This is a genomic window from Marinilactibacillus sp. 15R, assembly GCF_001895285.1.
Classification (GTDB): domain Bacteria; phylum Bacillota; class Bacilli; order Lactobacillales; family Carnobacteriaceae_A; genus Marinilactibacillus; species Marinilactibacillus piezotolerans.
This window is the reverse complement of sequence record NZ_CP017761.1, coordinates 1,796,784-1,812,170: the sequence shown is the minus strand read 5'-3', so window position 1 is coordinate 1,812,170 and position 15,387 is coordinate 1,796,784. Positions and strand designations below refer to the sequence as shown.

Genomic DNA, 15,387 nt, shown 5'->3' with positions numbered 1-15,387 from the left:
CGGTTTCTCCTCAACTACAATTATTCACTATGATTTAAAATGCTTAATGTATCAATCAAATCATCTTTTTTAATTTCAACCATTTCGCCGCTTTTTCTAAACGTCACTTCTACAATACCTTCTGAAGCTTTTTTACCAACGGTTATACGCACTGGAATACCGATGAGTTCAGCGTCCTTAAATTTTACCCCTGCACGTTCTTGTCTGTCATCAATCAATACAGAGAGTTCTTTAGCTTCAAGCACTTCATACAATTCATGTGCTAATTCTCTTTGTGCATCGTCTTTCACCTGAATCGGTATGATATGCACATCAAATGGTGCAATTGAATTTGGCCATATCAAACCTTTTTCGTCAGCGTTTTGTTCGGCTACCGCTGATAGCAAACGACTCACACCTATACCATAACTGCCCATGATTACTGGAGTTTGTCTTCCATTATTATCTAGAACAGTTGCATTCATTGACTCTGAGTATCTTGTACCAAGTTTAAATATGTGTCCAATTTCGATTCCTCTTGCAAATTTAAGTTTACCCCTGCCATCAGGAGACGGTTCATTTTCATTTACGACTCTCACATCTGCATATTGATTAGGTATGAAATCTTTGCCTGGGTTTACATTTATATAATGTTTGCCTTCCTGATTCGCTCCTGATACTGCATTTACTATATCTTGAACATATAAATCAGCTATAACAGTAACTGCTTCATTTAAATTAACGGGGCCAACATAACCTGCTACTGTTTGGAACAGTTCTTTTACTTGGTCATCTGTAGCTGGCTCAATATCTTGAGCACCTACGATAGTCCGTAATTTTACCTCATTCACTTCGTGATCCCCACGAACAATTGCGAGTACTGGTTTTTGCTCATCAGTAACATACAAAACAGATTTCAATACTTGATCAAGTTTTACATTTAAATAATCTGCCACTTCTTTAACAGTTTTAGTATCTGGTGTGTCTTTTAGTTCGATATCATTTTGAACTTTTATTTTTGGTTGAGACTTGTAAAGACTCGTCGCCATTTCTAAATTAGCAGCATATTCGCTTGAATCAGAGTAGACGACTACATCTTCTCCAGCTTCTGCCAATGCCATAAATTCAATGGAGTCTTTTCCACCCATTGCACCGGCATCTCCGATAATTGATCGGAAATTCAACCCAACACGGCTAAATGCATTGGTATACGCTTCAGCAATTTGATTGTACGATTCATCTAGACTCTCGTAACTGTCATGGAACGTATAAGCATCTTTCATAATAAATTCTCGACCACGCATTAAACCAAATCTAGGTCTTTTTTCGTCTCTAAATTTTGTCTGAAACTGATAAAGCATTAATGGTAATTTTTTGTATGATTTCACTTCATCTTTAATTAAACTTGTAAATGTTTCTTCATGTGTTGGACCCAAGATAAAATCACGTTCATGTCGATCTTGTAATTTAATCAAATCTTCGCCATAAGTTTCATATCTACCGGATTCTTTCCATAAATCAGCAGGCAATAAAGTTGGCAGAAGCATTTCTGAACCATCAATCTTATCCATTTCTTCTCTAATAATTGCTTTAATCTTTTCAAGTACTCTATGAGCTAATGGAAGATACGTATAAATTCCTGAGGATAATTGTCTTATATATCCTGCCCTTAGTAAGAGCTGATGGCTAATTACATCAGCATCATTTGGCGTGTCCCTTAAAGTTGGAACAAATAGTCTTGATTGTTTCATGAATTAAATCTCCTTTAAAATTACTAATTTAAGAAAAATGTTTGAATATCATTCCATGTTACAGCTAGCATTAAAACGAGTAGAAATCCCACCCCTATCAGTGTAATGATACCCTCTTTTTCTTCACTGATTGGTTTCCTGCGAATGCCTTCAACGATGTTTAAAAGTAATTTACCTCCATCAAGCGCTGGGATAGGTAATAAATTCATAATCCCAAGGTTAACACTTAAGTAACCGATGAAGCTAATAATACCAAACAATCCAGCCTGAGCTACATTCTGACTTGTCGCAAATATTGCCACTGGACCACCCAGTTTATCAATGCTGAATCCACCTGTTAGAAATGATCCTAATATAACAACAATTTGTGAAATGATTTGCCATGATTGTGTAAAGCCATAGGTTATTTTACTACTTAAAGACCGATCGAGATAAGTTTGAACTCCGATTCTACCAATTTGATTCCCTTGACCATCGTCTACAGATTCTGGAGTAATATTTTTTTCAACAATCATTCCATTCTGCTTCTCAATTGTGAAAAGCATCTCTGTTTCAGGAGATTGTCCTACGACAGTAACCATTTGATTAAAAGAATCAATTTCAGTATTATCAATTGAAAGAATACGATCCCCATTTTCAACATTTGCCTCAGCTGCAGGCGTATCTTCTTGAACCTCTCCAATTAATGCTTCACTTGATGGTACATACCCTTGGATAAAAGCCAATAGACTAAAAGCTATAATCGCCAATATAAAATTGTTCAAGGGTCCTGCAAAATTCGTGAGCATTCGATTGATTAAAGATGCTGATTGAAATTGTCTGTCTTTCGGTGCGATCTGTAAAATCGTTCCATCTTTTTCAACGAGCAATGCGGTTCGAGTAACAGAATAACTGTGCACCTCGTCAGCTTGTCCTTCAATTCTGCCTTCTATAAATAATTTTTCTTCGAGATCGAAGTTTGTTACTTCTATGGGAATACTGTTTACATTCTGCAACTTATTTTGAAGATCAATTTTTTCAACTTTATTTTCTTCATTAAAAAAAAGTGAGACCGGCATTCCCGCTCTAAGATCAGCTTCTTCATAGCCTGCCATTCTTACATATCCACCAACTGGAAGTAATCGAACAGTATAAGTTGTTTCGCCTTTTCTATGATAAAAAAGCTTTGGTCCAAATCCGATTGAAAATTCTCTTACTAGTATACCCGCTCTTTTAGCAAAATAAAAGTGACCAAATTCATGCACAATAACGATAATACCGAAAACGAGTAAAAAGACTAATATAGTTTTAACCATTTATGCTCTCCTTTAATACCTTGTAATTATACTAATCCCATAATAAACATTACTGATAAAACGAACAGTAAACTATCAAAACGATCTAAAATACCCCCATGTCCAGGTAGTATATTACCTGAATCTTTAGTTCCAAAATGTCGCTTAATCGCAGATTCAATTAAGTCCCCAATTTGTCCGGCAATTGAAAGTACTACTACTAATGGCAGCATTAAAAGGATCGGCCAACTGGTAGGGAATAATAAAAGATAAATAACTGATACGATCATTGCAATAACAATACCCCCGATAGAACCTTCAATTGTTTTGTTTGGAGAAATAAGAGGTGCAAGTTTTGTTTTCCCGAATTTCCTACCAACTAGATACGCTCCTGTATCTGTTGACCAAATGATCAGTAAGGACAATATCAATAAGTGAATATTTGTTTCTCTAATCAATATAAAAGAATGAAATCCTGTGCCAATATATAAAATACCCACAAATGATATACCAACATCTTCGATTGTATAATTTTTAACAACTAAGGTCAGTGATATCAGCATTAGTATCAGTAATGCAAATAAAGAACCATTTTCTGGTAAAACTGGAAAAACTTCTAATATTCTATTATATAAAATCACAAATATAAGAGCTATTGAAGAAACTAAGGTAGGGATGGAAATAGGGTTTATCCCCTTCATTTGATGAATTTCCATTAATGCAGTGATAGCTAATAAAACTATAAATCCTTCCAGTACCCATGAACCAATATAAATAATCGGTACAAAAAATAAAAGAGCAATAATTGCTGTCATAGAACGCTGTTTCATCCGTCTCCTCCTGAATCTATTTTAATCAAATCGCCCCATAGCGACGGCTTCTGTATTGATAATCCAGTAGAGCTTTATCTAAAACCTCACCTGTAAATTCAGGCCAGAACAATTTCGAAAAATAAAATTCACTATATGCATTTTGCCATAGTAAAAAGTTGCTTAGTCTTTGTTCACCACTGCTTCTTATTAGTAAATCTACGTCATCGTATGGAGTAATAGAATTTGTAAGTAATTCTGCCTGAAGTACCTCTTCTGATATATCTTTTTTATTTATCTGTCCACTTAAAACTTTATCGAAAAGTGATTTTGTTGCTTCTACTATTTCGGCTCTTCCACCATAATTAAAAGCAAAATTCAAAATCATACCAGTATTATTTTTTGTTTCATCAATAGCTTTTTCGATGGCTTTCTTTGTAGAACCAGGTACTTTATCTTTAAATCCAATCATGTTTACTTTAATATTATTTTCTTGTAATTCTGGAACAAATCGATCAAAAAATTTAACAGGCAATTGCATAAGAAACTTCACTTCTTGGGGAGGTCTTTTCCAATTCTCTGTTGAAAAAGCGTATAAAGTTAACACCTTTATGCCTCTTTCGCTTGCTCGAATTGTAACGCGTCTTATTGCTTCCATACCTTCTTGATGACCTTCCTTGCGCTCTTTACCTGTCTGCTGAGCCCAACGGCCGTTGCCATCCATAATAATTGCCACGTGGTCAGGAATCTGTTCAATTACTGTATCTACCTGTGGATAATCCCCCACATCAAAACCTCCAAGTATTTATTCTACATCTACTCTATTGTAGTAAATAATATTTGAAATTACCATATCAAAATATATAAAATTTTTATAAGGATTTGTTGCTATTAATAAAATGCAATATCCATAGTTTAGTCTAATTCTGAACCATAATCAAAAAATTATTCAAAATAAGGTAATTTTGATATAATAATACTATAAATTGCACTATTATATTTGAGGAGGAAGTTAATTTGAAAACAAAGTTAAAAAATTATATTATTGGTTTAATAATAACTACCGTAGTTACAAAATTAGTAAACAAATTTATTATTGAAAAACTACAAAGCTAAAACTTCATAATCTTCAGTTAATTAAATAGTTAATTTTTGTCCGCACATATGTATTTAAAACAAAGAATGCAAGGAGATAATCAAAATCTCCTTGCATTTTTTAATTATACATCTAAAATTTCTTTTTCTTTTTCAGCTGATAGTTTGTCAATTGCAGCTACACTGTTATCTGTCAGTTTTTGTACTTTTTCCTCAAAATCTCTAAGATCATCTTTTGTTAAATCACCGTTTTTTTCTGCTTTTTTTAGTGAATCAATCGAATCACGTCTAATGTTTCTAATAGAAATCTTAGCATTTTCAGCCTCTTTTCCTACTTGCTTAGCAATTTCTTTTCTACGTTCTTCTGTTAGAGCAGGTACAACTAATCGAATGACAGTGCCGTCATTTGAAGGTGGAATACCAATATCTGACTGGTTAAGAGCTTTTTCAATATCCCCTACTGAATTTTGGTCGTACGGTGTAATTAATAATACTCTTGCCTCAGGTACTGAGATTTGAGCTAATTGATTCAAAGGCGTTTCGGCTCCATAATACTCTACATTCACACGATTCAATAAACTTGGATTTGCTCGCCCCGCTCTGATTGAACCTAGTTCTCTAACATATGCTTGTTCTGCTTTCTTCATTCTTGCTTCTGTGTCTTTTAATATACTATCACTCATTATGAGTCCTCCTGACGGTTGTGCCAATTGTTTCTCCTAAAGCTACACGTTTTATATTTCCTGTTCGATTCAAATTGAATACGACTAATGGGATGTCATTATCCATACTCAATGAAGAAGCTGTTGTGTCCATAACTTGAAGTGACTGATTGATAATTTCAAGGTATGTAAGCTTTTCATATTTCACTGCAGTTTTATCAACATTAGGATCAGCAGAATAGATACCATCTACGTTGTTTTTTGCCATCATAATTACATCAGCATTAATTTCTGCCGCGCGTAACGCAGCTGTAGTATCCGTTGAAAAATAAGGACTTCCAATTCCACCGGCAAAAATTACGACTCGACCTTTTTCCAAATGTCTAATCGCTTTTCTACGAATATATGGTTCAGCTACTTGTCTCATTTCTATTGATGTTTGAACACGTGTAGGAACACCAGTATTTTCCAGACAATCTTGTAAGGCTAGTGCATTCATAACGGTTGCGATCATACCCATATAATCTGCTTGCGATCTTTCCATTCCCATTTCAGAACCTACGTGACCTCTCCAAATGTTTCCGCCACCAACAACAATAGCGATTTCGATACCAAGGTCATGAACATCTTTGATTTCTCGACAAATCTCATCAATAGTTGGAGGCTGAATACCAAACCCACTATCCCCGGCTAAGGCTTCTCCACTTAATTTCAGTATTATTCTCTTATATTTCGGCTCTGCCATTTTGATTTCCCTCCATCAGTCATACAAATTTATTTTACCATATTCCTTCTTATAGTTCATTATAAAAAAGCGGTTTAGTATGTATTAGACTGTAAAAAAGGCAGGAACGTTAAAGATCACGTCCCCACCCAATTTAAAGACTAACTTTACTTCTTGCCTAATTGACTTTGTACTTCAGCCGCAAAATCTTCAGAACGTTTTTCGATTCCTTCTCCAACTTCATAGCGGATAAATGACTTGACTGCTGCACCATTTTCTTTTAGGTATTGACCAACAGTTTTATCTGAATCTTTAACATACGGTTGATCTACAAGACTAATTTCAGCTAACCATTTATTCAAGCGGCCCTGAACCATTTTTTCAATAATATTAGCTGGTTTACCTTCATTTTTAGCTTGTTCAGATAATACACTTAATTCGTGATCACGTGTTTCTTGAGGAACTTCATCACGAGTAATGTATTTAGGATTGATTGCAGCAATATGCATAGCAACATTACGTGCAACTTCTTCGTTATCTGTTCCTTCAATTAATGCTAGTACAGTAATACGGCCACCCATATGTTCATAGTCGCCAAATACTTCACCATCATTTTTTTCTAAAACTGCAAAACGACGCAAAGTAATTTTTTCTCCGATAGTTTGAGTAGCTTCAGTAATGACTGAACCAATCGTACCGTCTTCCATTTTCACTTCAAGTGCTTCTTCAACTGAGGCAGGTTTATTTTCAACAATTGTTTTAGAAATGTTTTTAACTAAGTTTTGGAATTTTTCATTTTTAGAAACAAAATCTGTTTCAGAGTTGATTTCTGCAATTGCTGCAGAATTTCCTTTAGAATAAACGTTAGCTAAACCTTCAGCCGCAATACGGTCTGCTTTTTTAGCTGCTTTAGACACGCCTTTTTCGCGCAGGTAATCAACTGCTGCATCTAAATCTCCATCTGTTTCTACTAGTGCTTTCTTAGCGTCCATCATTCCAACGCCTGTTTTATCGCGCAACTCTTTTACTTGTGCTGCTTTAATGTTTGCCAATGTAATTCCTCCTAATCGAAATGTAAAGAACTTTAAATATAGTTCTTAAAATTATTCGTTGTCGCCTTCTACAACTTCAACAATTTTATCAAGTGAATCAGATTTAGCTTCTTCTTCAAAGCCTTCTTCACCTTGATTTCCTTCAATAACAGCATCTGCAATAGTTTTAGTTAATAATTTAACTGCACGAATTGCATCATCATTTGAAGGGATGATTACATCGATTTCATCTGGATCACAGTTTGTATCCACCATAGCTACAATAGGGATATTCAATTTTTGAGCTTCTTTAACTGCAATATGCTCTTTACGAGGGTCGACGACGAACAATACATCTGGACGTTTAGGCATATCTTTGATTCCGCCTAAGAATTTTTCTAAGCGGTCACGTTCTTTAATTAAGATTCCTACTTCTTTTTTAGGAAGAACTTCAAAAGTTCCATCTTCTTCCATTTTTTCAAGTTCTTTTAATCGAGTAATACGTTTTTGAATTGTATCCCAGTTAGTAAGTGTTCCACCTAACCAACGGTGATTGATGAAGTAAGCGCCCGCTCTGATTGCTTCTTCTTTAATAGCATCTTGAGCTTGTTTTTTAGTTCCTACAAAAAGAACTGTTCCACCATCTTCAGCGATTTCACGAACGTAATTGTAAGCTTGATCGATCATACGAACTGTTTTTTGCAAGTCGATGATATAAATTCCGTTTCTTTCTGTAAAGATATAACGCTTCATTTTTGGATTCCAGCGACGTGTCTGATGTCCAAAATGAACTCCTGATTCTAATAGTTGTTTCATTGATACTACTGCCATTTGTACATTCCTCCATTATGGTTTTTTTCCGCCCTTACTTTCACTTGTATGAAGACTCCATGGCTACAGAGCACCTTTCACTACATCCAGTAAAGTGTGAAATTAGTGTATTTTTACACCGCCTTTAATTATACATAATCAAGTCCTAAATAGCAAATTTTTTAAAAAAACTTGCTTCTTTCTTTTGATTATCGCATAATTATAAAGATTGAAAATTTAATTAAGGAAGTGTCAATACGTGTTTTTTTCTTTTGTTAGAGGATTCATTCGAATTCTTATCTATATTTTTAATGGAAAACCAAAATATATTAATCAAGAAAAATTACCCAAAGATGAGACTTATGTCCTAATTGCACCACACAGATCATTGATTGATCCAGTTTTTATCGTTTTAGCTGCTAGTCCTCGACAGTTTTGTTTTATGGCTAAAAAGGAACTATTCAACAATAAAATATTCGGATGGTTCATTACTAAAATGAATGCATTTCCAGTAGATCGTGATAATCCAAAACCTAGCGCCATAAAAAAACCAATCAAAATCTTAAAAGAAAATAAACTTAGTTTAATAATTTTCCCTTCCGGTACAAGACATTCCCAAGAATTAAAGGGCGGAGCGGTTACAATCGCTAGAGTAAGCAATCGTCAGATTGTTCCTGTTGTTTATGAGGGACCTTATACGATCAAGGATATTTTCAAACGTAAAAAGGCAACTGTAAAAATTGGAGATCCTTTTTACGTTGAAAGAAAAATCGAGGGTGTTGAAGACGTGAATCAGTACTACTCAGATAAAATCCAAACTGCTTTTGAAGAGCTGGATGAATTGAAGTAACTCAATACTATTTTATAAATAGAAAAGTGGACGGTCTATTATGACCGCCCACTTTTTTTATTTGGTCTGTAATCCTATATTCTGCAATTCATACATATCTTTGTATTTACCACCATTAGAAATCAATTCATCATGTGTTCCACGCTCGATGATTCTTCCATTATCTAATACTAGTATTTGGTCAGCATCGCGAATCGTTGAAAGTCTATGAGCAATCGCTACTGTAGTGCGGCCTTTTCTCATTCTATTCAAACCCTCTTGGATAAGCGTTTCTGTTTCAGTATCAATATTGGCAGTTGCTTCGTCCAGAATCAGTATCTTAGGATCTCTAACTATTGTACTTGCAAAGGAAATGAGCTGTTTTTGCCCGCTAGAGAAACTTGCTCCTCGTTCAACTACTCTTGCATCATATTCCCCTGGCAATTCTTCGATAAACTGATCCGCTTGAACAAATTTTGCAGCTTGAATAATCTCACGATCGTTTATTTCATCATTTTTAATTCTAATGTTATCTTTTATAGTACCATAGAATAAGAAAGAATCCTGTAAAACTAGTCCTGTTTTTCTCCTTAACTCTCTCATAGGATAATCTTTTATCGATCTACCGTCGATTAGAACTTCACCTTTTTGAAAATCGTAGAATCGCATAAGAACGTTTATTATTGAAGATTTCCCACTACCTGTATGACCTACTAGCGCCACAGTTTCTCCAGGATTTACTGTAAAATTAATATTCTTCAACACCTCAGATTTTCCGTCATAAGAAAAAGTTACATTTTTAAATTCAATTTTCCCATTTTCAATTTCTGCCCCCGGTATATCATTTTGTTCAGGAGCATACTCTTCATTATCCATTACTTTTAGAATACGACTGCTTGAAACTATACCATCTTGAAACAAGCTCAAGCTATCCATCAATCTTGTCAAAGGCCTGAAAAAATCATTTACATAAGAAGTAAAAGCATAGATAATTCCTACTTCAACCGGACTACTTAAAGCATTTACTCCAAAAATTGCCAATATCAGAACAACTGCAACTGTATATAAGAAGTTAATGATTGGGCTTAATAAAATCGCATTGATTCTCACCATTGAATATCTTGAATCAAAATATGAACGATTTGTTTCTTCAAATTCTTTCTGTAAGCGTCTTTCTTGTCTAAACTGTTGAATAATAGCCATCCCGTTAATTGTTTCAGCCAGCTTTGTATTGAGCGAACTCAACTTTGACTTCATATCAACGTATGTCTTAGAACTATATACTTGGTAAAACCTTATTACTATCAGCAAAATTGGCGCAAAGAGTAGAATCCATACTGCAACAGTAGCATCCAGATAAAACATGGCACTTAAGGAAATAACTACACCAAATACTCCTTGCATAATCGTTAGAAAAACATTCCAGAAATCTTTCATAGCTTCTGTATCATTTGTTGCTCTAGTAATAATCCACCCTGTTGAAGTCTGATCAAAAAATCTCATGCCTAAACTGTGAAGTTTTGTATAGAGATTCTCACGAATATTTTTAACTGTTTTCTCCGATGCCATATTAAAGATATACAGTTCACAGTACCAGACAATCATTCGAATCAATGTTACTCCAAAATGAAGTGATGCAAAAAATAGAATAGTTCTAAAAGTAGCACCTCCAGTAGTTAAATGATCATCAATAAATATCTGAATAATCCTTGGCAAGATTGCATTTATGATTGCAAGTAATATACTGAAAATAATAGCTGCAGTAAACTCCTTCCTATAAGGATGAGCAAATTTCAAAATTCTTTTCAGTATATGCATCTGCTGTTTGAAAGGAATGGATCGATCTTTTACGATTTCAGGTTGTTCCATTATTCATCCTCTCCTTCCAGTTTCTGCTCTAATTGTTGCTGACGATACATATCTTTATACCATCCACCAAGATTTAATAATTGTTTATGCGTTCCACGTTCTACAATCGTACCACCTTCAACAACAATAATTTCTTCTGCATGCATTACAGAACTAATTCGGTGAGCAGCAATAATTGTTGTCTGCTTTTGTCTTTTTTCTTTCAATCCAGATAGAATACTTTCTTCCGTTTTAGCATCTACTGCTGATAATGAGTCATCCAGTATCATTAACTCGGGATTAGTAATGATTGATCTGGCAATTGAGATTCTTTGTTTCTGTCCTCCAGATAAAGATACGCCTCGTTCACCAACTTGTGTATCGTAACCATTTGGCAGATTCAAAATATCGTCATGAATATCAGCTAAGCGAGCTGCTGCTTCTACTTCTTCTTGTGGTAAACTCGGATCGGCAAAACGAATATTATCTCTAATTGTTGTTGAGAATAAGTAGTTGTCCTGAGGAACATATCCAATATGTTTTAGCAGTGCATCTAACGTATAGTCTCTTATATCATGACCTCCATATTGAACATCTCCTTTATAATGATCATATTCTCTAAGCAGCAACTTAAGAATGGTCGTTTTTCCAGCACCAGTCTTACCAACGATTCCCAGAGTGTGTCCTGCTTTCAGGCTGAAACGAACATCATGTAAAGTCGTAACTTCATCCTCTGGATAAGAGAATTTTTTGATAAAAAACTCTAGATCGCCATTTACAGGAGTCTCAATTGAACCTTTTCTTTCAACAATTGAAGATTCTTCTCGTAATAGATTTTCGATTCTATCATAACTAGCCGAACCTCTTTCAATAATATTGAAGAGTCGTCCAATCGCAAACATTGGCCATACCAGCATACCGATATAGTTAATAAAAGTAACAAAGTCTCCTATACTAATCTCGTTTTCTGTTATCAATAACCCACCAACAAGAATGGTCAAAAAGTACGATACCCCCATAATTAAAGTAATAGCAGGATCAAATAATGAATCTATTTTATATACTAGTCTATTTTTTGCCACCACATTTGCTGTCTGTTCTTTAAATTCTTCAACATCTTCTTTCTCTTGTCCAAACGTTTTTAAAACTTTAATTCCTTGAATACTTTCTTGAACTTTATCATTCAATTGAGAAAATGATGCTTGAGCATCTCTAAATCTCATATGAAGTTTTCGACCTAATACTCTAGATGTAATAGCTAAGAGTGGTAAAGGAAAAACTGCAATTAAAGTCAGTCTCCAGTCAACAACAAACATCATCGCCAAGAGTGTAGTCAATCCTACACTAATAGCATCAGCCATTGTAAGAATGCCGCCTCCAGCAACCATTCTCAATCCTCTTAAGTCATTTGTAGCATGAGCCATTAAATCTCCGGCACGATATTTTTGAAAAAACTGATTATCCATATTTGTAAAATGATTATATAATTGCTTTCTTACTGTTTGTTCTAATTTCGCAGCATTTCCCCAGATTCTCATTCGCCATATATATCTAAAGATATATTGAAGCAAAGCTGATACGAGTAAAATACTTAGCCAGAAAGTCAAAGACTTAGAAGTGATACTATCTGTTTCGATTTCATCTACTACTATTCCGATTATTCTAGGGGGAATAAGTTGAAGAAGTGCAACAACTACCAACGAGAATATTCCTAACATATATGACTTTTTTTCTTTGAGGAAAAACCAACTCAACCGTTTAAATATGTCCATGTATTTTTCTCCTATTTTTATTTTTTATAACTTTATTAAAAATATAACTGATTATGACACAGTGTCATAATGTTGTAAAAGAAAACGGGCAAAAATTTGCCCGTTTTTTTGTTAATTATTAAATTATCAACTACATATACTTGCTAGTCAACTGATACCTACTACTTCTTCGCATTATTTTTTTTCTTTTGCTGAGATTTCATCTGACTCATCATTTGATTAATTTTTCTTTCAGATGGTTTTTGTCCCATTTGCAGCATCATCATACGAAGCATATTCTCATCGATCGGTGGATTTTTCTCGAAATAATCCATCATGTATTTTCTCGAAATGAAGAATCCTCCAACTAATCCTCCGATAAGTGCTACAATAACTAAAATAATCCAGCCCCATGTTGGCATATTTTCACTCCTCTCCAATTTTCTAGTTAATATAGAATCAATATATATAAACATCGTTTTTAATTGAAACGAAAGCACATATCCCCAATTCTAATTACTCACTCGATTATTTTACACAACTTTTATATAAAAATAAACCTAAAGTGTGGTTTTTGCTTATTTTATTTAAAACAATAGAGAAAAGCAGTGAATTTTACAGTTATTAAAGTGAATGAGGGCAAATAACCCACGAGTGCTCCATTCAGAATAATAGACTATAATATTCACTGCTAGAATCCTCAGTTATTCTGCGACCTTAATTTAAAGATAAATAAGTTTTTACTACATTATCTGTTGTAAAACCATATTCTTCTACTACAGATGATCCATTTCCACTTGCTCCAAACTTATCGATAGACAAGCTTGCACCTTTAATACCAGTGTAACGGTCCCATCCGAAGGATGATCCCATTTCGATTGATACACGTTTCGTAACGCTTGATGGTAAAACAGTTTCTTTATATTCAGCTGATTGCAAGTCAAATAGATCTTGGCTTGGCATAGATACTACTGAAACATCTTTTCCTTGAGCCTTCAGTTCTTTTTGAGCTGAAATAGCAAGAGAAACTTCTGAACCAGTAGCAATCAAAATACCTTCTGGCGTTTTCCCTTCAGATGGTGAAATTACATAAGCACCATTCTTCACGTTATCTCTAGCCAAAGTAGCTGAGTTGCTCAATACTGGTAAGTTCTGACGAGTCAATACTAACATTGTTGGTTTATCCGTTGATTTAAGAGCGATTTCCCATGCTGCAGCAACTTCATTTCCATCGGCAGGTCTAATTAAAGAAAGGTTATGCATGCCTCTGAAACTTGAGATTTGCTCTACAGGTTCGTGAGTTGGTCCATCTTCTCCAACTGCAATTGAATCATGAGTCAGTACATAAATAGCTGGAATTTTAGATAAAGCAGCTAAACGAACAGCTGGACGCAGATAATCACTAAATACAAAGAACGTTCCTACATAAGATTTCGTTCCACCATGCAACAAGATGCCGTTAAGAGCAGCAGCCATAGCAAATTCGCGAACCCCATACCAGATATTTCTTCCTTCATAATGACCTGGCTGGAAATCAGACTGGTCTTTCATCATTGTATTATTAGACCCTGAAAGATCTGCTGAACCACCCCACAGATTAGGAATCGATTGTGATAAAGCATTTAATACTTCTCCACTTGTTGCACGAGTAGCAGCGCCTTTATCTTCTTCTGAATAAACAGGTAAATGTTCATCCCAATTTTCAGGAAGTTCTCCACTTAAAGCTAAACTGAACTTTTCTGCCAATTCGGAGTGTGATTCTTTATATTCCACAAGCAGTTTATTCCATTCTTCTTCAGCCTTTATTCCTTTATCAACAATCTGTTCTTTAAATCTTGCAGCAACTTCTTCAGGAACGAAGAAATCTTCGCCTTCCCATCCATATGCTTTTTTAGCAGCAGTAACACCCTCAGGTCCCAAAGGAGCTCCGTGAACTGTATGAGTTCCTGCATTAGGAGCTCCAAAACCGATAACTGTCTTAACTTCAATTAATGTTGGTTTATCTTTCGTTTCTTTAGCAGCGGTAATTGCTTTATCTATTGCATCGAGATCATTTCCGTCTTCTACTAGAATGTGTTCCCATCCGTATGCTTCAAAACGTTTTCCTACATCTTCAGTAAATGCTTTAGAGGTCGGACCATCTAGTGATATATCGTTAGAATCATACAGCATAATCATTTTACCCAATTTCAAATGACCCGCTAGAGAAGCTGCTTCTTGTGATACCCCTTCCATCAAATCACCATCACCGCACAAAGCGTAAGTATAATGATCGACAACATTAAAGTTTTCTTTATTATAAGTTGCTGCAAGATGTGCTTCAGCCATTGCCATTCCTACAGCATTTGCAACACCTTGTCCCAGAGGGCCAGTAGTAGCTTCTACACCATCAGTTACATGAACTTCAGGGTGTCCTGGTGTGCGACTTTCTAATTGACGGAAATTTTTCAGATCCTCAATACTTACATCATAACCTGATAAGTGCAAGAGGCTGTACAGTAACATAGACCCATGTCCTGCTGACAAAATAAAACGGTCGCGGTCAAACCATTTTGTATTTTTAGGATTAACGTTTAAATGACGAGTCCAGAGGGTATAGGCCATTGGTGCAGCCCCCATCGGTAATCCTGGATGACCTGAGTTTGCCTTTTGAACTCCATCAATACTTAGAGTTCGAATTGTATCTACTGCCATTTGATCAGTTTTATCAAACAAGTATATTCATTCCTTCCTATTGCTAAAATGTTAACGCTCTTAGTCATTGTACTATCTAAATCAGTTTTTTTCAACGCTTTCATAAGCTGTGACTCACTTAAATCATATA

13 protein-coding genes are annotated in these 15,387 nt (G+C 35.0%); 1 reads left to right on the top strand and 12 read right to left on the bottom strand.

Translation table 11 applies throughout. From position 1 onward, the window contains the following. Positions 1-20: 20 nt before the first annotated feature. The 8 genes from BKP56_RS08920 to rpsB form a co-directional block, all read right to left on the bottom strand. Positions 21-1,730, bottom strand: coding sequence for a proline--tRNA ligase (locus BKP56_RS08920; RefSeq protein WP_072694747.1), 1,710 nt, complete (start codon positions 1,728-1,730; stop codon positions 21-23). A gap of 23 nt (positions 1,731-1,753) precedes the next feature. Further along, the gene (gene rseP, locus BKP56_RS08915) at positions 1,754-3,025 is read right to left on the bottom strand and encodes an RIP metalloprotease RseP (RefSeq protein WP_072694746.1); all 1,272 of its coding nucleotides are present in this window, start codon (positions 3,023-3,025) and stop codon (positions 1,754-1,756) included. Between the two features lie 26 nt (positions 3,026-3,051). After that, entirely contained in the window at positions 3,052-3,834 is a 783-nt protein-coding gene (locus tag BKP56_RS08910; protein ID WP_072694745.1) for a phosphatidate cytidylyltransferase, read from the bottom strand. Positions 3,835-3,859: 25 nt separating this feature from the next. After that, positions 3,860-4,600, bottom strand: a complete 741-nt coding sequence (locus tag BKP56_RS08905) for an isoprenyl transferase (protein ID WP_072694744.1) — start codon at positions 4,598-4,600, stop codon at positions 3,860-3,862. A gap of 433 nt (positions 4,601-5,033) precedes the next feature. Then, positions 5,034-5,591, bottom strand: a complete 558-nt coding sequence (gene frr, locus BKP56_RS08900) for a ribosome recycling factor (RefSeq protein WP_072694743.1) — start codon at positions 5,589-5,591, stop codon at positions 5,034-5,036. Further along, positions 5,584-6,315, bottom strand: a complete 732-nt coding sequence (pyrH, locus tag BKP56_RS08895; RefSeq protein ID WP_072694742.1) for a UMP kinase — start codon at positions 6,313-6,315, stop codon at positions 5,584-5,586. The genes frr and pyrH overlap by 8 nt, the downstream gene beginning before the upstream one ends. A gap of 146 nt (positions 6,316-6,461) precedes the next feature. Next, entirely contained in the window at positions 6,462-7,346 is an 885-nt protein-coding gene (gene tsf / locus BKP56_RS08890; RefSeq protein WP_072694741.1) for a translation elongation factor Ts, read from the bottom strand. 51 nt (positions 7,347-7,397) lie between these two features. Then, a complete protein-coding gene (rpsB, locus tag BKP56_RS08885; protein ID WP_072694740.1) occupies positions 7,398-8,156 on the bottom strand; it encodes a 30S ribosomal protein S2 in 759 nt (252 codons plus the stop codon). A gap of 238 nt (positions 8,157-8,394) precedes the next feature. Between rpsB and BKP56_RS08880 the strand changes: the two genes are divergently transcribed. Beyond that, positions 8,395-8,985, top strand: a complete 591-nt coding sequence (locus tag BKP56_RS08880) for a lysophospholipid acyltransferase family protein (protein ID WP_072694739.1) — start codon at positions 8,395-8,397, stop codon at positions 8,983-8,985. A gap of 57 nt (positions 8,986-9,042) precedes the next feature. On the opposite strand, the gene BKP56_RS08875 is transcribed toward BKP56_RS08880, so the two are convergent. The 4 genes from BKP56_RS08875 to tkt form a co-directional block, all read right to left on the bottom strand. After that, positions 9,043-10,833 carry an ABC transporter ATP-binding protein gene (locus BKP56_RS08875; RefSeq protein WP_072694738.1) on the bottom strand — a complete coding sequence of 597 codons (1,791 nt, stop codon included), beginning with the start codon at positions 10,831-10,833 and terminating at the stop codon, positions 9,043-9,045. After that, positions 10,833-12,584: an ABC transporter ATP-binding protein gene (locus BKP56_RS08870; RefSeq protein WP_072694737.1), complete on the bottom strand. Its 1,752-nt coding sequence runs from the start codon at positions 12,582-12,584 to the stop codon at positions 10,833-10,835. The genes BKP56_RS08875 and BKP56_RS08870 overlap by 1 nt, the downstream gene beginning before the upstream one ends. A 161-nt stretch (positions 12,585-12,745) precedes the next feature. Then, positions 12,746-12,985, bottom strand: a complete 240-nt coding sequence (locus BKP56_RS08865) for a YneF family protein (protein ID WP_072694736.1) — start codon at positions 12,983-12,985, stop codon at positions 12,746-12,748. Positions 12,986-13,280: 295 nt separating this feature from the next. Continuing rightward, the gene (gene tkt / locus BKP56_RS08860; protein WP_072694735.1) at positions 13,281-15,278 is read right to left on the bottom strand and encodes a transketolase; all 1,998 of its coding nucleotides are present in this window, start codon (positions 15,276-15,278) and stop codon (positions 13,281-13,283) included. Between the last annotated feature and the right edge of the window lie 109 nt (positions 15,279-15,387).

Excerpts from the sequence above, each read along its gene's own strand:
- BKP56_RS08920 (WP_072694747.1), bottom strand. The coding sequence starts at position 1,730 with ATGAAACAATCAAGACTATTTGTTCCAACTTTAAGGGACACGCCAAAT.
- rseP (WP_072694746.1), bottom strand. The coding sequence starts at position 3,025 with ATGGTTAAAACTATATTAGTCTTTTTACTCGTTTTCGGTATTATCGTT.
- BKP56_RS08910 (WP_072694745.1), bottom strand. The coding sequence starts at position 3,834 with ATGAAACAGCGTTCTATGACAGCAATTATTGCTCTTTTATTTTTTGTA.
- frr (WP_072694743.1), bottom strand. The coding sequence starts at position 5,591 with ATGAGTGATAGTATATTAAAAGACACAGAAGCAAGAATGAAGAAAGCA.
- pyrH (WP_072694742.1), bottom strand. The coding sequence starts at position 6,315 with ATGGCAGAGCCGAAATATAAGAGAATAATACTGAAATTAAGTGGAGAA.
- rpsB (WP_072694740.1), bottom strand. The coding sequence starts at position 8,156 with ATGGCAGTAGTATCAATGAAACAACTATTAGAATCAGGAGTTCATTTT.
- BKP56_RS08875 (WP_072694738.1), bottom strand. The coding sequence starts at position 10,833 with ATGGAACAACCTGAAATCGTAAAAGATCGATCCATTCCTTTCAAACAG.
- BKP56_RS08870 (WP_072694737.1), bottom strand. The coding sequence starts at position 12,584 with ATGGACATATTTAAACGGTTGAGTTGGTTTTTCCTCAAAGAAAAAAAG.
- BKP56_RS08865 (WP_072694736.1), bottom strand. The coding sequence starts at position 12,985 with ATGCCAACATGGGGCTGGATTATTTTAGTTATTGTAGCACTTATCGGA.